Source organism: Tsuneonella troitsensis, assembly GCF_001441535.1.
GTDB classification, from domain to species: Bacteria; Pseudomonadota; Alphaproteobacteria; order Sphingomonadales; family Sphingomonadaceae; genus Tsuneonella; species Tsuneonella troitsensis.
Map to the genome: position 1 here is coordinate 19,025 of NZ_LMAU01000002.1, position 24,646 is coordinate 43,670.

Here is a 24,646-nt window from a genome sequence, read left to right on the forward strand (position 1 = left end):
CCATGCGTGTTTTCACAAAACACCCCCGATTGGCGTGACACGAAGGGGACGGCGTAGTGCAGACGGTCTATCCATTCGGCGCGGGAGCCCCGCTCGACGATAAGCGGGCGAAGGACAAGACGATCGTCGGCGGGAAGGGCGCCAACCTGGCCGAAATGGCGAGCATAGGCCTGCCGGTCCCCCCCGGTTTCACGATCACGACCGAGGAATGCGTCCGCTATCTCGACGAAGGCGGCGAGTTTCCCGATAGCCTGAAGTCCGCGGTCGCCGAGGCGCTGGCGCACATCGAGCGCAGCGTGGGCAAGACGTTCGGCGATCCCGCCGATCCGCTGCTGGTCTCGGTCCGCTCGGGCGCTCGGGTCTCGATGCCGGGGATGATGGACACCGTCCTCAACTTGGGCCTCAACGACGAGACGGTCGAGGGGCTCGCCAGCGTCAGCGGCGATGCGCGCTTCGCATGGGACAGCTACCGCCGCTTCATCCAGATGTATTCGGACGTCGTGCTCGGCATCGACCACGGGCTGTTCGAGGAGGCGCTCGAAATCGCCAAGGAGGACAAGGGCCTCTACGCCGATACCGAGATGGAGGCCGAGGACTGGCAGGCGCTCGTCGCCCAGTACCGCCAGATCGCCGAGAACGAACTGGGCCGCCCGTTTCCGCAGGACGTTCACGAACAGCTCTGGGGAGCGATCCGCGCCGTGTTCGATTCGTGGGACAGCGACCGGGCCAAGGTCTATCGCCGATTGAACGACATTCCCGCCGGTTGGGGCACCGCGGTCAACGTGCAGGCGATGGTGTTCGGCAACATGGGCGACACCTCGGCCACCGGGGTCGCTTTCACCCGCGACCCCGCGACGGGCGAGCGCGCGTACTATGGCGAATGGCTGGTCAACGCGCAGGGCGAGGACGTCGTCGCGGGCATCCGCACGCCACAGTATCTCACGAAGCGGGCGCGGGAGGCGGCTGGGGCCAAGCCGCTCAGCATGGAAGAGGCAATGCCCGATTCCTACGCCGAGCTGGCGCGCGTGTTCGACCTGCTCGAAGCGCACTACCGTGACATGCAGGACATCGAATTCACCGTGGAACGCGGCAAGCTATGGATGCTCCAGACCCGCAGCGGGAAGCGGACCGCGAAGGCCGCGCTCAAGATGGCGGTCGACATGACGGGCGAGGGCCTGATCGACGAAAAGACCGCGATCCTGCGGGTCGATCCGATGGCATTGGACCAGTTGCTGCACCCCACGCTCGATCCGCAGGCGGTCCGCGATGTGCTCACCACCGGTCTTCCTGCCTCGCCGGGCGCGGCGTCGGGCAAGATCGTGCTCGACGCCGACACGGCAGAACAATGGGTGGCGCGCGGCGAGAAGGTGATCCTGGTCCGCGTCGAAACCTCTCCCGAGGACATCCACGGGATGCACGCGGCGCAGGGTATCCTCACCGCGCGCGGCGGGATGACCAGCCACGCCGCCGTGGTGGCGCGCGGCATGGGCCGGTGCTGCGTCTCCGGCGCCTCGGCGGTCTCGATCGACCTCAAGACGCGGACGCTGCGGATCGGTAATCGCGCGATGGCCGAGGGCGACGTGCTGACGCTCGACGGATCGACCGGGCAGGTGATGGCGGGCGAGGTCGCGACGATCGAGCCCGAGCTGGTCGGCGATTTCGGCGTGCTCATGGAATGGGCCGACCGCCATCGTCGGATGCGGGTGCGGACCAACGCCGAAACGCCCGACGATTGCCGCATGGCGATCCAGTTCGGCGCGGAGGGCATCGGCCTGTGCCGCACCGAGCACATGTTCTTCGATGCACGCCGCATCAGCGCGGTGCGCCAGATGATCCTGGCCGAGGACGAGCGCGGTCGGCGCAAGGCGCTCGCGCTGTTGCTGCCGGAACAGCGGGCCGACTTTGCCGAGATCTTCCGGGTCATGACCGGCTTGCCGTGCACGATCCGCCTGCTCGACCCGCCGCTGCACGAATTCCTGCCGCACGCCGACGCCGAATTCGAGGAGCTGGCCGAAGCGACCGGCTATGGCGCCGACCACCTGAAGCGCCGCGCGGCGGAGCTCCACGAATTCAACCCGATGCTCGGCCACCGGGGTTGCCGCCTCGGCATCACCTATCCCGAGATCTACGAAATGCAGGCCCGCGCGATCTTCGAAGCGGCGTGCGACGTTGCGGCGGAAGGCGGCCCGGAATCGTCGCCCGCGCCCATACCCGAAGTCATGATCCCGCTTGTCGCGACGAAGCGCGAACTCGAACTGCTGCGGAACCTGGTCGATCGCACGGCGGAGGCCGTCTTTGCCGAGAAGGGCCGCAGCGTCGACTACCTGGTCGGCACGATGATCGAACTGCCGCGCGCCGCGCTGATGGCGGGTGAGATCGCCGAGGAAGCCCGCTTCTTCTCGTTCGGCACCAACGACCTGACGCAGACGACGCTGGGCGTCTCGCGCGACGATGCCGGGCGGTTCCTGTCGACTTATGTGGAGCGCGGGATATTCGCGCGCGATCCGTTCGTCAGCCTCGACATCGACGGGGTTGGGCAGCTCGTCCGCCTCGCCGCCGAGCGGGGCAGGGCAACCCGGCCCGACATCAAGCTCGGCATTTGCGGCGAACATGGCGGCGACCCGGCAAGCATCGCGTTCTGCGAGGATGTGGGCCTCGATTACGTATCGGCCAGCCCGTACCGGGTACCGATCGCTCGCCTGGCCGCCGCGCAGGCGGCGCTCCGGGCGGAGTAGCCTTGCCGGCCGACCTAGTCCTTCCAGCCGGTAAGGGTCAGAAGTTCGAGCGTTTCGACGACCCGGCCGTGCCGGTCCGCATCCGCCAGGAAAGCGGCCCGCGCCCTGTCCAGACCGGCTTTGGTGACGGGCGGCGGCGTATCGGCCAGCACGCTCGTCAGCCCTTGCGCGCGCAGGTCGGCGACGAGGGTATCGAGAGAACCATAGCGCAGGCGCAGCGGCCAGGAATCGGCGACCTGCCGAGCGAAGCCGGTCCGCTGGAGCAGGGCGGCGCCCGACCGTGCATCGACCGCCGGGTGCAGTCGCGCCGCGGGTCGCTCGCCATCGGCGGCCAGCAAAGCTCCGCGCAGCCGGGGCAGGCTGCCCGCGCCGACCATGCTGGCGATCATCACGCCGCCGGGACCAAGCGCGGCTCGCTGGTGAATCAGCGCGCCCGGCAAGTCGTTGACCGTGTCGAGTGCGCCCACGCTCACGATAAGTCCGAACCCGCCGACGGGGTAGGGCGCCTCGAGATCGAGCGAGTCCGGATCTGCGACCGTGACCCGCACGTGCTTGCGCTCCAGCGTCCGCCCGAGCTCGCTGCCGCCAGCGCCGAGAACGAGCGCGCGGTCTGGCTCGAGCTGCATGAACTCGATCCGCTCGAGCGCATCCTCGAAGAACGCTTCGGCGAGCCAGCCCGCCGCGCCGCCGCGAACCTGCAATGCGCGCGCGCGCTCGGCCCGCGCGGTCTTGCGGCGGGTGCTGAATATCTGCGGTGGCACATCGCGGGTCGTCATCGGCGCGCAACTGCCCCTCCAGCGGCGGGGTTGCAAGGGTGAGCGTTACCGCCACCTTGCGCGAAGGCATCGCCCCGCTCGTCGACCTCGTCTATCCGCCGCGCTGTCCGCTGTGCGGCACGTCCATCGGCGCGCAGACGGGATTGTGCGCCGGCTGCTGGAGCGAACTGCGCATTCCCGGAAAACCGGCCTGCACGCTATGCCAGCGACCGTTCGGCGACGCGCACGTAGGGGAGGGGGCGACCTGCGCGCCGTGTCTTGCCGATCCCCCGCGTCACGACGGGATCGCGGCGGGCACGCTCTATGGCGATGGTTCGCGCAAACTCGTTCTTGCCTTCAAGCACGGCAGGCGCATCGCGCTTGCGCCGATGCTCGCGCGGCTGATCGTCGCGCGGCTGCCGAAGCTTGAAGGGGACTGGATCGTCGTCCCGGTGCCGCTTCATCGCTGGCGGCTGTGGTCGCGCGGCTTCAATCAAGCGGCGCTGCTGGCACGCGAGATTGCCCGCAGCACGGGCGCAAGGCTGGTGGTGGACGGCCTCGTCAGGACGAAACGCACCCCCGCGCTCGGCGGCTTGGGGCGCAAGGCGCGCGCTCGAACTCTGGCAGGCGCGATCGCGGTTTCGCCAACGAAAGCAGCGGCGTTGAAGGGCGCCAAGGTCATCCTGGTCGACGACGTGCTGACGAGCGGCGCGACGAGCGAAGCGTGCGTTCGCGCCCTCAAGCGAGCGGGAGCGGAGCGGGTGATTGTCGGATGCTTCGCGCGGGTACTCGACGAAGCGGAAGGCATTCGCCCCCAAAGCGAAACGCCCGAGGCCGAAACCCCGGGCGCACCGTGACGAAATTTACTGGATCTTCGGCGGCCACCCCCTTGGCCACGTGGATCCGATCCCTCATCGTCTGCTTCCGGAGCCGCGCTGCACCCTTTTCCAAATGCGCGCGATACTTCCTTCGGCGGTCCCTGAACCTGGCGCTCTGTTGGCACCGTCGTTCCGGTTCGCTGCCCTCTCAGGCTGCGAGCGCTGTGTCTCATTGAACCGCCCATCATCAAAGGGGCATGTTGCGCGGTCGAAGATTTTGAAAGAGGGCTGTTGTTATCATGCAACAAACACCAGATGTACCGTCCGAAGCGCCAGGCGCTCCGTTCACGCCCAAGTTCGATGGAGCCGGATTAATAACGGCCATTGTCGTAGACGCGGATGGAGGCTCAGTTCTCATGCTCGCCCACATGGACACAGAAGCACTCGCCAAGACTCGAGAGACGGGCTTGGCGCATTTCCATTCGCGGTCGCGGGGGCGGCTTTGGATGAAGGGCGAAACGTCCGGGAACGTCCTGCGCGTCGACCGCATTCTGGTGGATTGCGACCAGGACGCCTTGATACTCGTATGCCGGCCGGTAGGGCCGGCCTGTCATACGGGTGCGCCGAGCTGCTTCTACCGCGAGCTCGAAGGCGACGCTCTCCGGCCCGTCAATACTTGACGCAAACGTAAAGGAGCGGCTATTCGGCCACCATGGCCGAAACCGCGCACACGTCCGATTCCGCCCATCAGGGTGCACACATCGATCGCCCCGACCTGCTCGAGCGCGAGCAGTTCTCGATCTCGGACCTGACCGAGGAATTCGGCTGCACGGCGCGTGCCTTGCGGTTCTACGAGGACGAAGGGCTGATCGCCCCGCGCCGGGTGGGTCTGGCGAGAATCTATTCCAAGCGCGACCGCGCCCGCCTGGCCTGGATCATGCGGGCCAAGAACGTCGGGTTCAGCCTCGGCGAAATCCGCGAGATGATCGACCTTTACGACCTGGGAGACAACCGGGTCGAACAGCGGCGCGTCACGATCGAGAAATGCCGCGCGCATGTCGCAAAGATGAAACGCCAGCGCGACGATATCGATTCCGCGATCAATGAGCTCTCGGAGTTCATCGCGCATGTCGAGCGCGTGGCCGACGAAGGATAAGAAGGACTTTCCATGCCGATCTATACCGCCCCGACCCGCGACACGAAGTTCGTCGTCAACGAAGTGCTTGAGCTTGCCAGCTATGGCAACCTGCCCGGATTCGAGAGCGCGACGCCCGACCTGATCGACACCGTGATCGACGAGTGCGGCAAGTTCTGTGCCGAGGTGCTGGCCCCGCTCAACCAGATTGGCGACAAGGAAGGCTGCACCCGTCATCCCGATGGTTCAGTCACCACGCCGACCGGCTTCAAGGATGCCTTCGACCAGTATGTCGAGGCCGGCTGGTCCACGTTGTCCGCCCCGTCCGATTTCGGCGGGCAGGACATGCCCCACGTCCTCGGCTTCGTGCTCGAGGAATTCGCGTCGACTGCGAACCACTCGTTCGGGATGTATCCCGGCCTGACCAACGGCGCGGTCAGTGCGCTGCTGGCCTTCGGTAGCGACGAGCTCAAGCAGCGGTACGTGCCCAACATGATCGCCAACAAGTGGCTGGGCACCATGAACCTGACCGAGCCGCAGTGCGGTACCGACCTCGGCCTGATCCGGACCAAGGCCGAACCGCAGGCTGACGGCAGCTATGCCATCACCGGCACCAAGATCTTCATTTCCGCGGGCGAGCACGACCTGACGGAGAACATCATCCATCTCGTCCTCGCCAAGACCCCCGGTGCGCCTGAAAGCAGCAAGGGTATCAGCCTGTTCGTGGTGCCCAAGGTGCTGGTCAACGACGACGGCAGCCTGGGCGAGCGGAACGCCGTCCAGTGCGGATCGCTCGAGCACAAGATGGGCATTCACGGCAACTCCACGTGCGTGATGAATTACGACGGTGCCAAGGGCTGGCTCGTGGGCGAAGAGATGCGCGGTCTCGCCGCCATGTTCGTCATGATGAATGCGGCGCGTCTCGGCGTTGGCATTCAGGGACTTGCGCAAGCCGAGGTCGCCTATCAGAACGCGGTCGCCTATGCTCGCGATCGCCGTCAGGGCCGCGCGCTGACCGGTCCGGCGGAACCCGATCAGAAGGCCGACAGCATCATCGTCCACCCTGACGTGCGGCGTATGCTGATGGACGCCAAGGCGTTCACCGAGGGTATGCGTGCACTGTATCTTTATGCATCGCTTCAGGTGGACCTGACCCACAAGGCGCAAGCCGAGGAAGAGCGCACCCTGGCAGACGACCTGCTCGGCCTGCTGACCCCGGTGATCAAGGGGTACGGTACCGACAAGGGCTATGCCGTCGCCACCGACATGCAGCAGGTCTTTGGCGGCCACGGATACATCCAGGAATGGGGGATGGAACAGTTCGTGCGGGATGCCCGCATCGCTATGATCTACGAAGGGACCAACGGTATCCAGGCGATGGACCTGTGCGGGCGCAAGCTGGCGCACAAGGGAGGCGCTGCGATCCAGGCATTCTTCGCCAAGGTGGACGAGGAAATCGCTGGAACCGAAGGCGATCTCAAGCCACTGGCCGATGCACTGGCCAAGACCGCGGGCGAACAGAAAGCCGCCACGATGTGGTTCATGCAGAACGCGATGGCGAATCCCAACAACCTGGGCGCAGGCGCGCACCATTACATGACGATCATGGGTATCGTGTCGCTGGGCTGGATGTGGCTCAAGATGGCCAAGGTCGCTTCCGCCAGGCTGGCGGAAGGCGCTGGCGACAAGGCGTTCTATGAAGCGAAGATCACCACCGCGCGCTATTTCTTCGAACGCTACGGCCCCGATTGCGGCGCGCTGCGACGCAAGATCGAAGCCGGTGCGGAGGCGATGATGGCTCTCGACGAGGACATGTTCCTCACCGCCGCATGATGCGATGACGGGGGTCGAGGTACGCTCGGCCAAGGTGGCCGACGCGCCGGCGGTGGCGGCGATCTACGCCCATCACTTCCGGCATGGGACTGCGAGCTTCGATACCGTTCCGCCGGCTTTGGTTGAGTGGGAGGCGAAGATCTCCGCGATCCTTGCAAAGAGTTGGCCGTTCCTTGTCGCCGAGTTGTCGGGCGTGGTGGTGGGTTACGCCTATGCCGCCCAGTTCAGGGATCGGCCGGCATATGCCCACACATGCGAGGACAGCATCTATGTCTCGGCCGAATACCTCGGGCAGGGGGTGGGCTCGAAGCTGATCAGCGCACTCGTCGAAGCGGCGAAAATCTGCGGCTTCGAACAAATGATCGCGGTGGCCGGCGGCGCCGAACCGGCCAGCGTAGCCCTCCACGCAAAGGCCGGTTTCGTGGAAGCCGGACGCATGCGACGGGTCGGTCGCAAGTTCGGCAAGGTTCTGGATACGCTCTACATGCAGCGCGACCTGACCCGCTGATCCTCAGGCGCTGGCGCGCGGATCCAGGCCGTGGCCTACCATCTTCATGACATGGGCGATAACGTCCTCTGCTGCGCGCGGCTTTGCGAGGATCGGCGCGCCGAGGCTGCGGAGGAATTCGCCCACCCGGTTGAGATCGCCGGTGTGGAGAACGAACGGGATTTCACCGGCCCGGAGCCGTTTGGCAGCCTCCTCGCAGGTCTCGCCCCGGCCGAGGTTCACGTCCAGCACCGCGCCGGCGAGACCGCCGGTCTCGATCTCGCGGACGGCCTCGGCGCAAGAGGATGCGGTGACGGCTTCGACCCCCGCATCCTCGAACGCGAATTTGAGGTCCATCGCGATCAGCGGTTCGTCTTCGAGTATGAGATAGCGTTGTTGCATCGAGAGCTTTCAGCCGGAGATCGGCATAGTGAGCGTCGCATGGAGACCTTCCGGCCTCCATTCGGTGGCGAGTTCGCCGCGATTGTGGCTGAGTAGCGTGCGAGCGATGTTGAAACCGGTTCCGCTGCTTTCGGGAGGGGCGGAGACAAGCGGGCCACCGCGCTCCGTCCAAGTAATGACCAGCGTTTTTGGATTATTGTCGTCGACATACCAGTTGATGTCGATCGAGCCAAGATCGTTGGACAGCGCCCCGTACTTGCTCGCGTTCGCGGCAAGCTCGTGCAGCGTTAGTCCGATCGTCGAAACGGCATTTGGTTCGGTTCGCGCCCCATTGCCGTGGAAACGGATTCGGTCGCCTTCGGGGTCGTACGGTGCAAGAACCGAGCGGATTGCCTGCCCGAGTTCGATCGAACCCAATATCGCCTCGTCCAGCGTCGGTTCATATGAGCGGCCGAGCGCCTGTACCCGCTCGTTGATCTTTTTCGCGACATCCATCGACTGCATCGACCGACCGGTGATGTTTACGATACCGCCGATAACCGCGAACACGTTCTTCAGGCGGTGGGATACCTCACGTGCCATCGCGCGCGCGTGCCGTTCTTCCGCGCGCGCCTGGTGAACGTCACTGACGTCCCATTGGCTGCCGAAGAAATAGAGCAGCTTGCCAGTTTCGTCGTAGATAGGCCCCAGGTGCAGCGCGTTCCAGAACGTGGAGCCGTCCTTCCGGTAGTTCAGCACCTCGACGATGGCCACGTCTTCATTTGCTATCGCCTCGCGCATCCGGGCGACCGGTTCTGCTGCGGTCCGTGGTCCTTGCAGAAATCGACAATTGCGACCGACCACTTCTTCCGGTGAGTAGCCAGTAAGGCGGCAAAACGCCTCGTTGCAGAAGATGATCGGCTCGTCGTCTTGCCACGGATCGGTCAGAATGACCGCCATGCGCGTTTGCGCCATGGCCTGTTCGAACAGCAGACCCGTCGCACCGGGGAAGTGCTTGTAGTCGGGATGGGTGGGGTGATCGCTGGTGATTTGGGGCGCATTCGCGCCGCTCCAATACCCCTTGCGATCTTCTGTATCGGCCATCGTAGTCGAATGTTCGCCCGGTTGCGGCGACAGGTCGCCTCTCGCTGGTTCAAGAGACTACATCGCTTCAAGCGCAATTCGGTTCCTGATCAACGATTAAAGCAATCGCATCTGCCCGCCTATCGATGGTCGATGAAAACGGGTGCAGTCGAGTTCGAACCGCTCCTTGCCGATCCCGGCGCGCTTGCAGGCTAGGACGAAGCGCGCGCGGAACAGATCGGCCCAGACGCCCGACGGCTTCATCCGGGTGAAGAAATCGGGGTCGTTGTCGCGGCCGCCTCTGATCGCTCGTACGATCGCCATCACCTTGTCGCCGCGTTCGGGGAAATGGACGCTCAGCCACTCCCGAAACAGCGGCGCGACCTCGTGCGGCAGACGGAGCGGTATCCAGCCCGCGGACCGCACCCCCACCGCCGCCGCACGGGCGACGATCTCCTCCATGAACTGGTCGGTGATCGCCGGGATGATTGGCGAAACCGAGCAATGCACCGGAACGCCCGCCTCGACCAGGCGACCGAGGGCCGCAAGCCGTTTGGCCGGTGCCGCGGCGCGAGGTTCGAGCATACCCGACAACTTCGGATCGAGAGAGGTCACCGATACCGACACCGCTACAAGGCGGCGCTCGGCGAGTTTCGAAAGCAGATCGAGATCGTCCAGCACCCGATCGGACTTCGTCGTGATCGTGACTGGGTGGGCTGCGTCGAGGCACACCTCTAACACCTGGCGCGTGATGCGATACTGCCGCTCGATTGGTTGATAGGGGTCGGTATTGGTCCCCATTGCGATAGGGCGTGGCCGGTAACGCGGCTTGGCGAGGGTCTCGCGCAGCAGGCGCGCCGCATCGGGCTTGGCGAACAGCTTGGTTTCGAAGTCGAGACCCGGCGACAGGTCGTGATAGGCATGAGTCGGACGCGCAAAACAGTACACGCACCCATGCTCGCACCCGCGATAGGCGTTCACCGAACGGTCGAACGGCACGTCCGGCGAGGTGTTGAAGGTCAGGATCGTCTTGGGTTGTTCCTCGGTAACGGTCGTCCGCAGCTTCACCGGCGGACCGTCGAGCTTTTCGACATGGTCCCGCCAATCGCCGTCGACTTCGCGCGTCGCCAGGCCAAAGCGCGTCGGCACGAGCGCTCCTTGCGCGCCGCGACCGCTCACTGGTGGTTCGACTCGCCGCTCCATGATTTGGAACATAAGCGGAACAAGCGTTCTTCGAAAGTCCTATTTCTCGCGCAGGCGGGGCATCAGGTCGACGAAGTTGCAGGGGCGGTTCCGGCTATCGAGCTGTTCGGCCAGGATCCCGTCCCACCCGTCCTTCACCGCGCCATTCGATCCGGGAAGCGCGAAGATGTAGGTCCCGCGCGCAACCACCGCCACGGCCCGGCTTTGGACGGTGCTGGTCCCGATAGATCGGTAGCTCAGCATCCTGAACAGCTCTCCGAAACCGGGGATATCCTTGACCTTGATCCGGTCGAGCGCTTCGGGCGTCACGTCGCGGCCCGTCAGTCCGGTACCTCCGGTGGTGACGATCGCGTCGATCGCCGGATCGTCGATCCAGCCGGTGAGCCGGGCGACAAGCAGGTCCGCATCGTCCTTCTCGATTCCGCGCTCGGCCAGGGAATGCCCAGCGTCCGAGATGCGCTCTGCCAGGATGTCGCCGCTGGTGTCGTCGGCGGGCGTCCGGGTATCCGAAACGGTCAGCAGGGCGATATTGATCGACCGGAAGTCCCGTGCCGGATCGATCGGCATTACCGGTTTGCGCTCAGGCGGACACCCTTGCTGCCCGACAGCTCGGGGAAGGTCGGCCACATACCTTGCGCCAGAGCGAGCCGGCTGTCCGAACCCGCACCCGCTTGCCGTTCGTACATCCAGTAGTTGCGCATCACGATGCCGACGTAGCCGCGCGTCTCCCAGTACGGGATGCTCTCCATATAGAGCAGCGGGTCGCCTTGGTCGCGGATCTCGGAATTCCAGCGCGTGATCGGGGTCAGGCCAGCGTTGTAGGCGGCCATGATCTTGGGCAGCAGTCCGCCGGTCGCAGAACTGTCGCGCAGCATCGCAAGATGGCGCTGGCCGAAGGCGAGGTTGATCTCCGGGCGGTTGAGGTCGCTGGGCGATCCGCTGACGCCCAGGCTGGGGGCGTGATCGCGCGCTGCCGCGGGCATGATCTGCATCAGGCCGCGTGCACCAGCGGGGCTGACTGCGCCCGCCTGAAAACGCGATTCCTGCAGGGTGTGGGCGAAGGCCAGGGCCGGGTCGACCTTCCAACCGGTCGCGGGCTGCCAGCGCGGTGCGGGGTAGCGCAGCGCGGTTTCGGCGCGCGCACCGCGCGGAGCGTTGGCGGACATCCACAGCTGGGTGGCAGGCAGGCCGAGTTCGCGAGCGAGCCGTGAAAGGGCCTCGTACTCGCTCGCCGAACCGATCCTCGCCTCGTGCCGCAGGACGTCGTCAGCCAGCGAATCCCGCCCGATTTCGGCAAGCGCCACCGCGGTGCGCACGTTGGGCGATCCGCGCAGGCGCTGCCAGTCGGCCAAGGTGAAGTCTGCGGTGCGCTTGCCGCCCGGAACTTCCTGCCCCAGCGCCTCTCGTGCCAGCATGCCGTAGAGCGTCTCGTCGAGCCGAGCGGCGCCGCGCAACTGCTCGGCCGCGCGCTCCGGTTGGCGACAGCGGACGAAGGCACGGCTGGCCCAGTAATGCGCCGCAGCGGTCAGTTCGAGGTTCTGCGCCGATCCCGCCGCGCGCTGGAAGCCGTCGGCAGCCTGGTCGCAATCGCCCAGGCGCCACGCAGCAAGACCAGCCGCCCAGTCGCCTTCACCGATCCAGGCACCGCTTCCGCCCTCGCGGACGGTGCGCGCCATCGCCAGCGCGGCGGCGTCCTGGTTCTCGATGTAATAGCTCCACGCAACGCGCTGGCGCCATTCGGCCCGCGCTTCGCCGGAAAGCGAGGCATCGACCCCGTCGAGCAGCACGCGGGCACCCTCCGGGTCGTCGTTCTTGATCCGGTCGATGATCGCCGACTTGACGGTCTCGGGCATCGTCCCGTCGTTGACCGCAGAGGGCAGTACCCGGCGCGGCGCATATCCTTGCGGGACAAGTCGCTGCTCGGCAGGCAGGCCGGGCATCGCGGTCAGACCGCGCTTGAGCCCGAGGCTGGCCACTTTCGAAGCCTGCGGAAGGTGCGTGCCCTGCGCCAGCCAGCTTTCGATCGCGGGCAACTCGATTTTCGGGCTCGCTGCGTCGAGGAAGTACTCGGCTTTCGCGACCTGGTGGAGGGGGCCGTCCGGCCGCTCGGCGAACATCATGTCCACCCGCGTCCAGTCTTTCGCGTCCATCGCGGCGAACAGCGACCTGTACCAGTCGCGATCCGATTGGTTCAGCAGTTCGGGGACAGTCGTTGAATTGGCGCGGTTCCGGAAGTATTCGGCGGCGCTGGAATTGGCGAGGGCAGGCGCGGCGGTGCTGCAGGCGAGCGCTCCCGCAATAATAGCGATCAATCGGCTGCTTCGCGCCATGCGTCGGTTTCCGTCCACTCCAGCCATTCCTTCCACAAGCGGGCTCTCGCTTGCCAATTCTCGTGCAACCGTCCGAGCCCGAACGTGAACAGGGCAGGTACCCTGCCGCCTTCATGGTTGAAGGAGCGTAACTTTTGAGTGCCTTGCGCTGGATCGTGCCCACAGAGCGGCAGGATGTTGCGTCCCAGCACCAAGAGCCGTTTGGGCCGAGCGATCCACACGTGATGAGCGAGCAGGGCACCCATTCCCTGCCGCTCGATCTGGGCCCAGTCGGCAAGCGGTGTGTGCCGCGGAAGGACCGAGGCGCGATAGACTTTGTCCGTGGCGATTCCCGCGGCAGCCAGGAACCCTTCGAGTAACTGACCCTCCGGACCTGACAGCAAGCTATCGCGGTCCGCTTCCTCCGGCATCGGGACAAGGATCATGAGGTCCGCGCCTGCTTCGCCGGTCGGAGCGACGCGCGGTGATAGCCCGCCCTCGTCGAGCGATGGCTCCGAGAGCCACCATGAACGGAATGCGTCGAGATCCTGCGGCCAGCTTGCCTGCTCGCCCCCGATTGAGGGTTCGGCAACTACCGGCTTGGCCGCCGAGGCCTTTGTGCGGAAAACTTCCTGCGCCGGAATTTCCGCCTCGGGATCGGCCAGCCAGGCGCTCGGCTCGTCGGCGAACACCGCATCCACGCCCGCCCCGCGCCACCACGAAAGCGCGGCGGCGACGTCCGCTTCCAGAGGAGAGGTTGGTGGGCGTTGCACGGGACATGGGTCTTGACCTGCCCCCGCGCTGCAATCAAGCGTTTCGCCGATATTCGAACTGGGAGCCTGAGGGCATGAGCGAACGCGAATCGATGCCGTGCGACGTTGTGATCGTCGGTGGAGGCCCGGCCGGGCTGGCCGCTGCGATCCGGCTGAAGCAATTGAACGACGCGCTCGAAGTCGTGGTGCTCGAAAAGGGTTCGGAAATCGGCGCCCACATTCTGTCGGGCGCGGTGGTCGATCCCAAGGCGCTAGACGAACTGCTGCCCGAATGGCGCGACAGTTGCCCGATGGCCGAGGTGCCGGTGACCGACAACTGGCACTGGGTTCTCTCGAAGAACGGCAAGACGTCGCTCCCGCACCTGATCATGCCGCCCTTCATGTCGAACGACGGGTGCTACACGGGCAGCCTCGGCAACTTGTGCCGCTGGCTCGCCGAGCAGGCCGAAGCGCTCGGCGTGATGATTTTTCCCGGGTTTCCTGCTGCCGAATTCATCATCAACGACAGTGAAACCGTCACCGGAGTCATCACGCAGGACATGGGCGTTGCGGCCGACGGCAGTCACAAGGGCGATTACCAGCCCGGCATGGAGATCCACGCCAAGTACACGCTGTTCGCCGAAGGGGCGCGCGGCAATCTGACCAAGCAACTCAAGAAGCGCTTCGATCTCGAGGCGGATTGCCAGCCGCAGGTCTACGGGCTCGGTATCAAGGAGATCTGGGACATCGCGCCCGACAAGCACGTTCCGGGGCGCGTGATCCACACCCAGGGCTGGCCGCTGACCGAAAGCGAGAGCTGGGGTGGCGGGTTCCTCTACCATCAGGCGAACGGCCAGGTCGCGATCGGATTCGTCACGGCGCTCGACTATCGCAATCCTTGGGTCAGCCCGTTCCAGGAGTTCCAGCGCTGGAAGCAACACCCGGCGATCCGCGAATACCTCGAGGGCGGCAAGCGCGTGGCCTATGGTGCGCGGGCGATCAACGAGGGCGGCTGGCAGTCGGTGCCCAAACTCGCGTTCCCCGGCGGCGCACTGATCGGCTGCGCGGCCGGTTTCGTGAACGTGCCGCGCATCAAGGGTAGCCACACCGCGATGAAGAGCGGGATGCTCGCCGCCGAAAGCATCGCCGCCGCCATCGGGCGGGGCGAGGAGCATACCGCGCTGATGGACTACGACGCGGCGGTTCGTTCGAGCTGGATCGCGGACGAACTGAAGCTGGTCCAGAACGCGCAGCCCGCCGTCGCCAAGTTCGGCGGCGACATCGGCACCGTGATCGCCGGCCTCGACATGTGGCTGCGCTATCTCAAGATGCCGATCATCCCCGCGCTCAAGCACGAGCCCGATTACGAGCTGACGGGCCGCGCCGATCTCTATCCGAAGATCGCCTATCCCAAGCCCGACGGCGTGATCAGCTTCGACCGGCTGACCAGCGTGGCGTTCAGCTACACCAACCACGCCGAGAACCAGCCGTGCCACCTGATCGTCAAGGACATGGACCTGCAGAAGCGCAGCGAGCTGGGCGTCTATGGCGGACCCTCGGCACGGTATTGTCCGGCTGGGGTCTACGAGTGGCTGGTGGACGAGGCGACCGGCGCGCCGAAGTTCCAGATCAACTCGCAGAACTGCGTCCACTGCAAGACCTGCGACATCAAGGACCCCAACCAAAACATCACTTGGGTCACGCCCGAGGGCGGCGGCGGTCCGAATTATCCGAATATGTGAGGAGGCCGATTGGTGGCCAAGTTTGATGCCCTGGCGGATTATTGTCGCGAGCAAAAGCTTCGCGAGTTCGAGCTACCATTTCACAAGATAGAGGGGCTCATTGGAAGCAAGCTCCTAGATAGTGCACTCCGGCCTCAATATTGGGCGAATGTTGTTGACGGTAGCGGCCCCGTGCGGGCGGCAATGAAGGACACCCCATACGAGACTTTTCTCGTATTGGGATCCAAGCGCGTTCGCTTTCAACGCAAATTCTAGCCAGCCTTGCACGAAACCGCCTACGCCAAGATCAACCTCGCGCTGCATGTCCGGCGGCGGCGAGAGGATGGGTATCACGAGCTCGAGACGCTGTTCGCGTTCGTCGATGCGGGGGACGGGCTCACTGCGCGTCCCGCCGAACGCGACGAGTTGACGATCTTTGGCGAGTTCGCCCCGCAAATCGCTGATCCGTTTGGTAATATTGGCGCGCAGGCGCTCGCGAAACTACCCCGCTCGCAAGGGCTGGCGCTGACGCTGGAGAAGACGCTTCCGGTCGCTGCGGGGCTCGGGGGCGGGTCGGCGGATGCGGGGGCAGTGTTCCGGATCGTCGAGGCGCTGCATGGGCTGCCTGACGACTGGCCGGCAAGGGCAGCCAAGCTGGGCGCAGACGTGCCCGCGTGCGTGACGAGCAAGATGTGCCTCGGTCACGGGACAGGCACCGAATTGTCGCGCGTGGTCAACGACATGGAGGGCGCTCCTGTCCTCCTCGTGAACCCGCGCGTACCGCTTGCGACCGGGCCGGTCTTTGCCGGTTGGGACGGCGAGGATTGCGGTCCGCTGCCCGATGGTCCCGCTTCGCGCATTGCCGCCGAAGGCCGCAACGACCTCGAAGCGCCTGCCATGGCGTTGGTGCCGCAGATTGCCGAGGTGCTGGATGCCCTGCGCGACGGGGCGAAGCTTGCCCGTATGTCCGGTTCGGGTGCGACCTGTTTCGCGCTCTATGCCAGCGAGGCGGATCGCGATGCCGCGGCGGCGTCGCTGCCGCGCGAGTGGTGGCAAATGGCCGGGAAGCTCCGTCCTTGATCGGCGAGTGGCAGCCCTGGCGCCGCATCGGCCCTGAACCGAGCAAAGGCGGCATCGTTTTGATCGCCGACCATGCCAGCAACTTCGTGCCGTCCGACATCGAACTCGGTATCGACCCGGCGCTGATGCATGAGCACATTGCGATCGACATCGGAGTGGAGGGTGTCGCGACCAACTTGGCGCGACGTCATGGCGTCCCGGCTCACCTTGCCACCGTCAGCCGATTGGTGTGCGATTTCAACCGCGACGAGGACGATCCGCGGGTGGTCCCCGACAGCAGCGATGGGCACACGATCCCGGGCAATGTCGGTGCGAACCGGGAAGAGCGGTTAAACTGCTTCCATCGCCCCTACCATGACGCGCTTTCGGCATGGCTGGACGCTGTTCGTCCGGGCTTGTGCATCTCGCTGCACAGTTTCACCCCCGCGCTGAAAAGCGCGCCCGCCAGCCGCCCGTGGGAAGTCGGCGTGCTCTACAACACCGACGATCGCGCCGCGCGGCACGGCATCCGCCTGTTCGCGGAAGCGGGTCTGACCGTCGGCGACAACGAACCCTTTTCGGGCAAGGACCTCAACGCGACGATGAACCGCCATGCCGAGGCGCGCGGGCTCCCCTACCTCGGCATCGAGGTGCGACAGGACCGGATCGATACCCCGGAAGCCCAGGAGCGATGGGGCGATCTGATCGCCGAGGTCGCGGCCCGGGTGGCACTCATGCTTGAGGCGGCCTAAGGAAAAGCCGTTGGGGTCGGCGCGGCGGTTGGCCTAGGCCTATCCCGACTTTCAAGGACCTGCCCGATGCCCGAACTTCGCTCCCGCACTTCCACCCACGGCCGCAACATGGCCGGCGCGCGCGGCCTGTGGCGCGCGACGGGCATGAAGGACGGCGATTTCGGCAAGCCGATCGTCGCCGTGGTGAACAGTTTCACCCAGTTCGTGCCGGGCCACGTCCACCTCAAGGACCTTGGCCAACTGGTTGCCCGCCAGATCGAGGTGGCTGGTGGAGTGGCCAAGGAATTCAACACGATAGCGGTCGATGATGGCATCGCGATGGGGCACGACGGGATGCTCTATTCGCTTCCCAGCCGCGAACTGATCGCCGACAGCGTCGAATACATGGTCAACGCACACTGCGCCGACGCGATGGTGTGCATCTCCAACTGCGACAAGATCACCCCCGGCATGCTGATGGCCGCAATGCGAATCAACATTCCGGCTGTGTTCGTCAGCGGCGGTCCTATGGAAGCGGGCAAGGTGGTGGTGAACGGCAAGACCGTCGCGCTCGATCTCGTCGACGCGATGGTCGCCGCGGCGGACGAGTCCTACACCGACGAGGAAGTGGCCGAAATCGAGAAGGCCGCCTGCCCGACCTGCGGTTCGTGCAGTGGTATGTTCACCGCCAATTCGATGAACTGCCTGACCGAGGCACTCGGCCTCTCGCTGCCCGGCAACGGATCGGTGCTCGCCACCCATGCCGACCGGCAGGGCCTGTTCGAGCGGGCCGGGCGCCTCGTGGTCGCATTGTGCAACCGCTATTACGGCGAGGGCGACGAAAGCGTTCTGCCGCGCAACGTCGCCACGTTCGAGGCGTTCGAGAACGCCATGAGCCTCGACATCGCGATGGGCGGGTCGACCAACACCGTGCTCCACCTGCTTGCCGCCGCGCACGAGGCGGGGGTCGATTTCACCATGCAGGACATCGACCGGCTCAGCCGCGAAGTGCCGTGCCTGTGCAAGGTCGCGCCCGCCAAGAGCGACGTTCACATGGAGGACGTCCACCGCGCGGGCGGGATCATGGGCATCCTCGGCGAACTCGACCGTGCCGGACTGTTGCACACGGCGCTGCCCACAGTCCACTCGCCGACAATGGGCGATGCGCTGGCCGACTGGGACGTGCGGCTGACGAACAATCCGAAGGTGCAGGATTTCTACCGCGCCGCGCCGGGCGGGGTCCCCACGCAGACCGCCTTCAGCCAGGACAAGCGGTGGGAAGCGCTCGACACCGATCGGCAGTCCGGCGTGATCCGGTCGAAGGAGCACGCCTTCAGCCAGGATGGGGGCCTCGCGGTACTGTTCGGCAACCTCGCCAAGGACGGCTGCATCGTAAAGACCGCGGGGGTGGACGAGAGCATCCTCAGCTTCGGCGGCCCGGCCAAGGTCTACGAAAGCCAGGACGCGGCGGTGGCGGCGATCCTTACCGACCAAGTCGTGTCGGGCGACGTGGTGGTGATCCGCTACGAAGGGCCGCGCGGCGGGCCGGGGATGCAGGAGATGCTCTACCCGACGAGCTACCTCAAGTCGAAGGGGCTGGGCGCCGAGTGCGCGCTGGTGACCGACGGACGTTTCTCGGGCGGCACGAGCGGACTTTCGATCGGGCATTGCAGTCCCGAAGCGGCGGAGGGCGGAACGATCGGACTGGTGCAGGATGGCGACTGGATCGAGATCGACATTCCCAATCGCACCATCCAGCTCGTCGTGCCCGACGATGAGCTCGCCCGTCGCCGCGCCGCGCAGGACGAGAAGGGATGGTATCCGGCCAAGCCGCGCCCGCGTGCCGTGTCGCCCGCGCTGCAGGCCTATGCGGCGATGACGACCAGCGCAGCCCGCGGAGCGGTCCGCGACGTAAGCCGGTTGCGTCGCTGATGCGGATTGCTGTGCTGCTGGGTTGTGTGGCGCTTGGTGCGTGTGGCGGAGGTGAAACCCAGCCGCAGGCCGTCGCCGGTGCAAAATCGATCGAGTGCGCCTTGGGTGAAGGCTCGGACTTCGGCGAAGATTGCCTGGTGGAACGTGTTCAGGGCGAGCAGGGTCCAGAGTTCGTGGTCCGGCATCCGGACGGGAAGTTCCGGCGTCTGCGGATCGCCGACGATCGCAGCGGGATGATCGCGGTCGACGGGGCCGACGACGCGATCAACGCGTTCGTCGGGCAGCCGCAGGTGCTCGAGGTTGCCGTCGGCGCGGACCGCTATCGTTTTCCGGCCGATATCGATGCGCAGCCCTGATCAGGTCCTGACCACAGCCCAGATGCGCGCTGCCGAGGATGCGGCGATCGCACAGGGCGTGTCGGTCGACGAACTGATGCTGCGGGCCGGTCGCGGCGCAGCGGAGTGGGTATGGCGCATGGCTGCGGGCCGCTCGGTCACGGTGCTGTGCGGACCGGGCAACAACGGCGGCGACGGTTACGTGATCGCGGAAACCCTGCACCGGCGCGGGTTGGCGGTGTCCGTGGTCGCTCCCGTCGAACCTAGGACCGATGCTGCCGCGAGCGCGCGGTCGGCCTGGCAGGGTGCGGCCGCCAGCGGTGCCGACGATCGGCACGGCGGGGTGTTCGTCGATTGCCTGTTCGGATCGGGCCTGGAACGGTCGCTGTCCGCCGAACACGAGGAATTGCTCGCCAGGCTCGCGGCGCGCCATGCTTTCTCCGTCGCGATCGACCTGCCGAGCGGGGTCGCGACCGACGACGGAGCGCTGCTTGGCACCGTTCCCCGGTTCGACCTGACGCTTGCGCTGGGCGCGTGGAAGCCGGCGCATTTCCTGATGCCCGCGCTCGAGCGGATGGGCGAAGTGCGGCTGGTCGATATCGGGATCGAGCCACACCCGGGAGCCGCGAGCGTCTTCGCGCGTCCGCGCCCGTCCGCGCCCGAGCGCGGGGCGCACAAGTATTCGCGCGGGCTGGTCGGCGTGATCTCCGGTTCGATGACCGGGGCGGCGCTGCTGGCCGCAGGCGCGGCAATGCGCGGTGGGGCGGGGTACGTGAAGCTGCTCTCCGACAAGTCGCACCCCGCGGCCCCGGCATCGCTGGTGGTCGACGAGCGCGACCTCGGCACCGCGCTGGACGACCGCCGCTGGTCGGCGCTGCTGGTCGGTCCGGGCCTGGGCCGGGACGACACTGCACGGGCAAGGCTGGCCGCCGTGCTGGAGGTGGGCGTGCCGACCGTGATCGATGCGGACGCGCTCCACCTGCTCGACGACGAGGCGATCGAGGGTGTCGATGCGTCGCGGCTGCTGCTCACGCCCCACGAAGGCGAATTGGCGCGGTTGTGCGAGGCATTCGGCATCTCGGCGACGGGCAAGGTGGACCGCGCGCAGGGATTGGCCACCCGCACGGGTATGACCGTGCTCGCCAAGGGACCCGATACCGTGCTCGCGTCGGGCGAGGGGAGGATCGCGTTCTTCCGACCTGCATCGACATGGCTCTCGACCGCGGGCACCGGCGATGTGCTGGCAGGACTGGCGGCGAGCCACCTCGCCACCGGTCGCGATCCGTTCGTCGCGGCGGGCGAGGCGGTTTGGTTGCATTCGGAAGCTGCGCGGATCGCCAGCCCGGCGTTTACGGCCGACGGTCTTGTCCATTCCATTCCAGCAGCTTACGCGCGCTTCCTGTGATCGAACCTGAGAAAATCGTGCGGGTCGCCGCCAAGGGCGACGGCGTCACGGCGAGCGGACGCCATGTCGCGCTGGCCGCGCCGGGCGATGTGGTGCTGGCCGACGGAACGGTGGAGCCGGGGCCGCACCGCGCCGTTCCGCCGTGCCGTCATTTCGGGCGCTGCGGCGGCTGCCAGTTGCAGCATCTCGACGAACGAGCGCTGGCCGCCTTCGTGCGTGACCGTGTGTTGCACGCCGCGCGCTCGCAGGGGCTCGAGCCTGAGGTGCTGGCGCCGACACACCTGTCCCCGCCGCGCAGCCGCCGTCGCGCATCGCTGCACGCGCAGCCCGCTGGCGGCAAGGTCGCACTCGGGTTTCGCGAGGCGGGTTCTCATCGGATCGTCGATCTGGCCGAATGCCATGTGCTGCGGCCCGAACTGTTCGCCCTCGTCGCGCCCTTGCGCAGGATGCTGGCGAGCCAGCGCGGACGCTGGGCGGTCGATATCGACCTGACGCTTGCCGATCAGGGCGTGGACGTGGGGTTGAAGGGCCTCGCGATGGAGGGGCTCGAGGCGACCGAGGCCGCGCTCGATTTCGCGCGCGAGAACGGACTGGCGCGGCTGTCGGTCGATCTCGGTTACGGGGCCGAACCGGTGTGGGAGCCCGAGCCCGTCACCGTAACGCTGGGATCGGTGCCCGTCGGCCTGCCGCCCGGCGCATTCCTTCAGGCGACGGCGGACGGTGAAGCCGCGCTGGTGTCAGCTGCGAAGGAATGGCTGGCCGCAAGCGCCTCGGCGGCGGACCTGTTCGCGGGTCTGGGGACTTTCGCCTTCGCCCTGGGAAAGCCGGTCAGCGCCTACGAGGCTGCGCGCGATGCGCATCTCGCCTGCCGGGCAGCAGCTGCGCGGCACCGCGTCCCGGTCGAGGCGCATCATCGCGACCTGTTCCGCAACCCCGTGATGCCCGACGAGCTTTCCGCGTTCGACGCCGTGGTGCTCGACCCGCCTCGTGCCGGTGCTCGGGAGCAGGTCGCGCGCATTGCGGCCAGCACGGTCGAACGCGTGGTCTATATCAGTTGCAACCCGGCAAGCTGGGCCAAGGATGCCCGCGTCCTGGCCGATGCGGGCTTTCGCCTCGCGGACCTACGCCCGGTGGGACAATTCCGCTGGTCGACCCACGTCGAACTCGCGAGCCTGTTCGTCCGCTGACGGCCGCGGCACTACTTGCCGCGCAAAGCAGCCAGCAATTCCACCTTCAGCCAGTCGCGCGCATGCGGTTCGACGTAAGCGTGACTCGCATTCTCGCAGACCCGGACATCGGCGTCGGGATCGAGCGGAAACGATTCGCGAAAGACCTGCGCGGTGCGGTCGTTCTGGGCGAGCAGGAACCGGTAAGGCTTGGTCGAGGCGTCGAGGCCCGCCGCCATGTCCTGCGCAAGCGTGGTGACCTTGGGCGCCGGGCCGACCGAGCGGACGATTCCGCGCGCCAGCTTTCCCAGGTCGATCTTGCCCGTGACGAGACGGACCAGCTCGCGCGGATCCTTGAGCTTGCTGGCATAGCGCGAACGGATGACGTCGGCCGGCAGGGCGCCGTCGTCTTGCTCGATGGTCCAGGGGTTGGACAGGACCAACCCGTCGCACAGGTCGCCCCTCATCAGCATCAGCGCGCTGGCCGCGTCGCAGTTGCCGAAGGCGATCATCCGGTTCATCGCCGGCAGCATCGCGCGGAATGCCTCAATCGCGGCGAGGATGTCTTTCCGGCTCGCGCGGAAACCACGATCCTCGCCTTCGCTGTCGCCCACGCCGCGGCGGTCGAAACGAAAGACGGGGAAACCGGCCTGGGCAATCGACCGGGCAAGCGCAGCCTGGCCGGAAAACGCGCCCGCGCGGACCTCGTTGCCGCCGGTGACGATCAGCAGACCGCTGGTTCCAGGCGCGGTGTCGAGCGTTCCGGCAAGCGTGCTGCCGTCGCACCCGAAGGTCAGGTGGTAGCGGTTCATGCGGCGCCGATCCCGCCCGCGACCGCTGCCGCCAACGCACCGGCCTGCGCCGCATCGTCGCCCGGTTCCGCCCGCAGCCAAAGGCCCGGTCCGCCCAGTGACGCTTGCTCGATCTCGCTGAGCGCGGTGTCGGGCTCGGCGCTTTCGAGAGCGGCGAACATCTCGGCGCCAAGGCGCCAGCCCGCCAAGTCGATCCCTTCGCGCCGCGCGGCCGCCTGCAGGTCTTCGGTCCGTTCGGCCGCGCCTGCTTCCTTCGCAGCAATCGTCCGCGCCCGCAGCATGGCCCGCATCACCTGCCGGCCGCCGATCGGGGCGTAGCGCCAGCCGGGAAGTCCCTGTGGTGCAAGGAGTGAGCCGGCGCGGATCGTCAGCACGTGGGTTGCCCGAAAATGCCCGGCTGCAGCAGCCGCAGCGGCGCGCCAGCCGTCGAGCGTCTGGTCTTCCAGCTTTGCGCGGCTTTCGTTGGTGCCCGGAAAATCCGGCAGCACGCTGTCGATCCCGGATCCATCCAGCTGCCGCATGACCTCGACGGTCTGGCGACGCAGCTTGTTCGCCTCGTCGAACCACGCCGGCAACACGACCAGGCGCCGGTCCCTCCTTCGGTCGAAGGTTAGCGCCAACTCGTCTCGCGTGCCGCCGCCGGATGCGGGGCACGGCCATTCGGTGAGTTCGAACGGGGTCACGCCGAGGCGGCTTTACCCTCGGCAAAGGCCAGCAGGCCGCCGTAGGTTTCGAGCATTTCGCCGTCGACGTCGTCGTCGTCGATCACGATATCGAGACGGTCCTCCATCTCGGTCAGCAGACCCGCGACGGCCATCGAATCGAGTTCGGGAAGGTGTCCGAACAGCCCGGTTTCGCTATCGAAATCGGCAACGCGGTCGGCGTCCAGCCCGAGAACGTCGGAGAGGATCGCACGCAATTTCGCGTCGATCGCCCCGCGGCTCGGTGCAAGCTTGTGGCCGTCAGTCATCCGGGCTTCTTTCCCCTAACGAAACGGTGGGCGCCCTAGCTGGCGCGCAGGCCGCGTGCAAGCGCGCGCACGCCGCGCCGGGCAAGCTGGGGCCAGGCGGCAGGCTGGCGCGGGTCGAGGCAGTCGATGCGATAGCGCGGCCGGTCGATCTCCATCCACTCGCGCTTGTAGGGGTCGTTGCCGGTTCCGAAATCGACCAGGTTCACGCGGTCGACATCGATTACGCGTTCGAACAGCGCGGCGCTGAGTGTCGTACCGGCGGACAGCGGCTTCGCGCTTTCGCGATGGGCGAGCTTGTGGATGTAGGCGATCCCGCTCTCCACGGTCCAGAACTGCGCGGCGACCGCCTGTCCCTCTGCCCGCGCAACGCCTAGCCGGATGCGGCCTGCTTCGCCTTCTGCCTCGGCGAACGCGCGCAAGAGCGCTGGATCGCCTTCTTCGGGCTTCCAGCTTTCGGCGTAAATCGCTTCGTATTCGGACCAAACGGAATCGTCGAAGCGATCGAGGATCGCGACCTCGACTTTCTTCGCCTTGCGTTTCAGCGTGGTGCGCATCTGGCCGGGCCGGCCCTCCCAGTACTCCGCGAAGCTGCGGCCCCGGACGGGCAGAACGTGGTTGTGGTCGCATTGCTCGACCGTCACCCGCCATCCAGCGGTGCGAAACGCAGCGGCAAGCGCGGCGGCGCTGCCGTCTTCGTCCGGCACGGGCCAGAGCGTCACACGGTGCGCACGGCTGCGAAGACCGGCTGCGATTCCGCCAAGGGCACTCGTCGGTCCCAAAGGTCTCCAGCCGAACGTGTACCAGTTACGCAAAGACTGGATGTCGCCATGGGTTTCGCTCAAGACCATCGCGGTCGTCCCGGCACAATCGGACGCAAGCGCCACCAGCGGCTTTGCGCCGCTTTTGGCCAGCAGGGCGAACCATTCGGCGCGGTCGAACGGTCCCGATGCAGCCGCATCGACGGCTTGCAAGACGTTAACCGTGTCGTGATAGCTGACCGCGACCAAAGCCGTTTCGCCCCTTC

General features: G+C 66.3%; 25 protein-coding genes. 14 read left to right on the top strand and 11 right to left on the bottom strand.

What is annotated here, in order from left to right; all coding sequences use genetic code 11:
- The first annotated feature begins 56 nt into the window (after positions 1-56).
- Positions 57-2,735, top strand: a complete 2,679-nt coding sequence (ppdK, locus tag AR323_RS03665; RefSeq protein WP_057882624.1) for a pyruvate, phosphate dikinase — start codon at positions 57-59, stop codon at positions 2,733-2,735.
- Positions 2,736-2,749: 14 nt separating this feature from the next.
- Here the strand turns inward: ppdK and AR323_RS03670 are convergent, their stop codons facing one another.
- The gene (locus tag AR323_RS03670; RefSeq protein WP_057882625.1) at positions 2,750-3,511 is read right to left on the bottom strand and encodes a methyltransferase domain-containing protein; all 762 of its coding nucleotides are present in this window, start codon (positions 3,509-3,511) and stop codon (positions 2,750-2,752) included.
- Between the two features lie 38 nt (positions 3,512-3,549).
- Between AR323_RS03670 and AR323_RS03675 the strand changes: the two genes are divergently transcribed.
- The 5 genes from AR323_RS03675 (at position 3,550) to AR323_RS03695 (ending at position 7,784) form a co-directional block, all read left to right on the top strand.
- Positions 3,550-4,347 carry a ComF family protein gene (locus tag AR323_RS03675; protein ID WP_057882626.1) on the top strand — a complete coding sequence of 266 codons (798 nt, stop codon included), beginning with the start codon at positions 3,550-3,552 and terminating at the stop codon, positions 4,345-4,347.
- Between the two features lie 260 nt (positions 4,348-4,607).
- On the top strand, positions 4,608-4,988 hold the full coding sequence (hisI, locus tag AR323_RS03680; RefSeq protein WP_057882627.1) for a phosphoribosyl-AMP cyclohydrolase: 381 nt from the start codon (positions 4,608-4,610) through the stop codon (positions 4,986-4,988).
- A gap of 32 nt (positions 4,989-5,020) precedes the next feature.
- Complete coding sequence (locus tag AR323_RS03685) at positions 5,021-5,464, top strand: MerR family transcriptional regulator (RefSeq protein WP_057882628.1); 444 nt, start codon at positions 5,021-5,023, stop codon at positions 5,462-5,464.
- 12 nt (positions 5,465-5,476) lie between these two features.
- Positions 5,477-7,276 (top strand): acyl-CoA dehydrogenase C-terminal domain-containing protein, encoded by a 1,800-nt coding sequence (locus tag AR323_RS03690; protein ID WP_057882629.1) that lies wholly within the window; start codon positions 5,477-5,479, stop codon positions 7,274-7,276.
- Positions 7,277-7,280: 4 nt separating this feature from the next.
- Entirely contained in the window at positions 7,281-7,784 is a 504-nt protein-coding gene (locus AR323_RS03695; protein WP_057882630.1) for a GNAT family N-acetyltransferase, read from the top strand.
- A 3-nt stretch (positions 7,785-7,787) separates the two neighbouring features.
- On the opposite strand, the gene AR323_RS03700 is transcribed toward AR323_RS03695, so the two are convergent.
- The 6 genes from AR323_RS03700 to AR323_RS03725 form a co-directional block, all read right to left on the bottom strand.
- Positions 7,788-8,165 carry a response regulator gene (locus tag AR323_RS03700; protein ID WP_057882631.1) on the bottom strand — a complete coding sequence of 126 codons (378 nt, stop codon included), beginning with the start codon at positions 8,163-8,165 and terminating at the stop codon, positions 7,788-7,790.
- 9 nt (positions 8,166-8,174) lie between these two features.
- Positions 8,175-9,248 carry a PAS domain-containing protein gene (locus AR323_RS03705; protein WP_083495236.1) on the bottom strand — a complete coding sequence of 358 codons (1,074 nt, stop codon included), beginning with the start codon at positions 9,246-9,248 and terminating at the stop codon, positions 8,175-8,177.
- Between the two features lie 96 nt (positions 9,249-9,344).
- Positions 9,345-10,430, bottom strand: a complete 1,086-nt coding sequence (locus tag AR323_RS03710; protein ID WP_057883152.1) for a PA0069 family radical SAM protein — start codon at positions 10,428-10,430, stop codon at positions 9,345-9,347.
- 39 nt (positions 10,431-10,469) lie between these two features.
- Positions 10,470-10,997, bottom strand: a complete 528-nt coding sequence (moaB, locus tag AR323_RS03715; protein WP_057882632.1) for a molybdenum cofactor biosynthesis protein B — start codon at positions 10,995-10,997, stop codon at positions 10,470-10,472.
- On the bottom strand, positions 10,997-12,760 hold the full coding sequence (locus AR323_RS03720; protein ID WP_123321815.1) for a lytic transglycosylase domain-containing protein: 1,764 nt from the start codon (positions 12,758-12,760) through the stop codon (positions 10,997-10,999). The genes moaB and AR323_RS03720 overlap by 1 nt, the downstream gene beginning before the upstream one ends.
- Positions 12,739-13,512: a uracil-DNA glycosylase family protein gene (locus AR323_RS03725; RefSeq protein WP_152980294.1), complete on the bottom strand. Its 774-nt coding sequence runs from the start codon at positions 13,510-13,512 to the stop codon at positions 12,739-12,741. Before AR323_RS03725 ends, AR323_RS03720 begins: the two co-directional genes overlap by 22 nt.
- 74 nt (positions 13,513-13,586) lie before the next feature.
- On the opposite strand from AR323_RS03725, the gene AR323_RS03730 reads away from it, so the two are divergent.
- The 8 genes from AR323_RS03730 to AR323_RS03760 all read left to right on the top strand — a co-directional run bounded on the left by AR323_RS03730 (position 13,587) and on the right by AR323_RS03760 (position 21,861).
- Positions 13,587-15,233, top strand: coding sequence for an electron transfer flavoprotein-ubiquinone oxidoreductase (locus tag AR323_RS03730; protein ID WP_057882635.1), 1,647 nt, complete (start codon positions 13,587-13,589; stop codon positions 15,231-15,233).
- A gap of 12 nt (positions 15,234-15,245) precedes the next feature.
- Complete coding sequence (locus AR323_RS14635; protein ID WP_152980295.1) at positions 15,246-15,488, top strand: hypothetical protein; 243 nt, start codon at positions 15,246-15,248, stop codon at positions 15,486-15,488.
- Between the two features lie 6 nt (positions 15,489-15,494).
- Positions 15,495-16,292, top strand: a complete 798-nt coding sequence (locus tag AR323_RS03735; protein ID WP_057882636.1) for a 4-(cytidine 5'-diphospho)-2-C-methyl-D-erythritol kinase — start codon at positions 15,495-15,497, stop codon at positions 16,290-16,292.
- Positions 16,293-16,351: 59 nt separating this feature from the next.
- Positions 16,352-17,023: an N-formylglutamate amidohydrolase gene (locus AR323_RS03740; protein WP_321164527.1), complete on the top strand. Its 672-nt coding sequence runs from the start codon at positions 16,352-16,354 to the stop codon at positions 17,021-17,023.
- A 66-nt stretch (positions 17,024-17,089) separates the two neighbouring features.
- Positions 17,090-18,934: a dihydroxy-acid dehydratase gene (ilvD, locus tag AR323_RS03745; RefSeq protein ID WP_057882637.1), complete on the top strand. Its 1,845-nt coding sequence runs from the start codon at positions 17,090-17,092 to the stop codon at positions 18,932-18,934.
- Positions 18,934-19,290 carry a hypothetical protein gene (locus tag AR323_RS03750; protein ID WP_057882638.1) on the top strand — a complete coding sequence of 119 codons (357 nt, stop codon included), beginning with the start codon at positions 18,934-18,936 and terminating at the stop codon, positions 19,288-19,290. The genes ilvD and AR323_RS03750 overlap by 1 nt, the downstream gene beginning before the upstream one ends.
- Complete coding sequence (locus AR323_RS03755) at positions 19,277-20,674, top strand: bifunctional ADP-dependent NAD(P)H-hydrate dehydratase/NAD(P)H-hydrate epimerase (protein ID WP_057882639.1); 1,398 nt, start codon at positions 19,277-19,279, stop codon at positions 20,672-20,674. The genes AR323_RS03750 and AR323_RS03755 overlap by 14 nt, the downstream gene beginning before the upstream one ends.
- Positions 20,671-21,861 carry a class I SAM-dependent RNA methyltransferase gene (locus AR323_RS03760; RefSeq protein ID WP_057882640.1) on the top strand — a complete coding sequence of 397 codons (1,191 nt, stop codon included), beginning with the start codon at positions 20,671-20,673 and terminating at the stop codon, positions 21,859-21,861. The genes AR323_RS03755 and AR323_RS03760 overlap by 4 nt, the downstream gene beginning before the upstream one ends.
- 11 nt (positions 21,862-21,872) lie before the next feature.
- Here the strand turns inward: AR323_RS03760 and AR323_RS03765 are convergent, their stop codons facing one another.
- Genes AR323_RS03765 through AR323_RS03780 form a run of 4 tightly spaced genes read right to left on the bottom strand, consistent with a single transcriptional unit; the run spans position 21,873 to position 24,629 of the window.
- Positions 21,873-22,652, bottom strand: a complete 780-nt coding sequence (locus AR323_RS03765) for a hydrolase 1, exosortase A system-associated (protein WP_057882641.1) — start codon at positions 22,650-22,652, stop codon at positions 21,873-21,875.
- Positions 22,649-23,335 (bottom strand): hypothetical protein, encoded by a 687-nt coding sequence (locus AR323_RS03770; protein WP_057882642.1) that lies wholly within the window; start codon positions 23,333-23,335, stop codon positions 22,649-22,651. The genes AR323_RS03765 and AR323_RS03770 overlap by 4 nt, the downstream gene beginning before the upstream one ends.
- Entirely contained in the window at positions 23,332-23,622 is a 291-nt protein-coding gene (locus AR323_RS03775; RefSeq protein WP_057882643.1) for a phosphopantetheine-binding protein, read from the bottom strand. Before AR323_RS03775 ends, AR323_RS03770 begins: the two co-directional genes overlap by 4 nt.
- Before the next feature lie 35 nt (positions 23,623-23,657).
- A complete protein-coding gene (locus tag AR323_RS03780; protein WP_164461521.1) occupies positions 23,658-24,629 on the bottom strand; it encodes a GNAT family N-acetyltransferase in 972 nt (323 codons plus the stop codon).
- Positions 24,630-24,646: the final 17 nt, after the last annotated feature.

Bases quoted from the DNA above. Each gene is read 5' to 3' on its own strand.
- AR323_RS03670 (WP_057882625.1), bottom strand. From the start codon at position 3,511: ATGACGACCCGCGATGTGCCACCGCAGATATTCAGCACCCGCCGCAAG.
- AR323_RS03775 (WP_057882643.1), bottom strand. From the start codon at position 23,622: ATGACTGACGGCCACAAGCTTGCACCGAGCCGCGGGGCGATCGACGCG.
- AR323_RS03710 (WP_057883152.1), bottom strand. From the start codon at position 10,430: ATGGAGCGGCGAGTCGAACCACCAGTGAGCGGTCGCGGCGCGCAAGGA.
- AR323_RS03700 (WP_057882631.1), bottom strand. From the start codon at position 8,165: ATGCAACAACGCTATCTCATACTCGAAGACGAACCGCTGATCGCGATG.
- AR323_RS03685 (WP_057882628.1), top strand. From the start codon at position 5,021: ATGGCCGAAACCGCGCACACGTCCGATTCCGCCCATCAGGGTGCACAC.
- AR323_RS03750 (WP_057882638.1), top strand. From the start codon at position 18,934: ATGCGGATTGCTGTGCTGCTGGGTTGTGTGGCGCTTGGTGCGTGTGGC.
- AR323_RS03755 (WP_057882639.1), top strand. From the start codon at position 19,277: ATGCGCAGCCCTGATCAGGTCCTGACCACAGCCCAGATGCGCGCTGCC.
- AR323_RS03705 (WP_083495236.1), bottom strand. From the start codon at position 9,248: ATGGCCGATACAGAAGATCGCAAGGGGTATTGGAGCGGCGCGAATGCG.
- AR323_RS03690 (WP_057882629.1), top strand. From the start codon at position 5,477: ATGCCGATCTATACCGCCCCGACCCGCGACACGAAGTTCGTCGTCAAC.
- moaB (WP_057882632.1), bottom strand. From the start codon at position 10,997: ATGCCGATCGATCCGGCACGGGACTTCCGGTCGATCAATATCGCCCTG.
- AR323_RS03720 (WP_123321815.1), bottom strand. From the start codon at position 12,760: ATGGCGCGAAGCAGCCGATTGATCGCTATTATTGCGGGAGCGCTCGCC.
- hisI (WP_057882627.1), top strand. From the start codon at position 4,608: ATGCAACAAACACCAGATGTACCGTCCGAAGCGCCAGGCGCTCCGTTC.
- AR323_RS03765 (WP_057882641.1), bottom strand. From the start codon at position 22,652: ATGAACCGCTACCACCTGACCTTCGGGTGCGACGGCAGCACGCTTGCC.
- AR323_RS03730 (WP_057882635.1), top strand. From the start codon at position 13,587: ATGAGCGAACGCGAATCGATGCCGTGCGACGTTGTGATCGTCGGTGGA.
- ilvD (WP_057882637.1), top strand. From the start codon at position 17,090: ATGCCCGAACTTCGCTCCCGCACTTCCACCCACGGCCGCAACATGGCC.
- AR323_RS03695 (WP_057882630.1), top strand. From the start codon at position 7,281: ATGACGGGGGTCGAGGTACGCTCGGCCAAGGTGGCCGACGCGCCGGCG.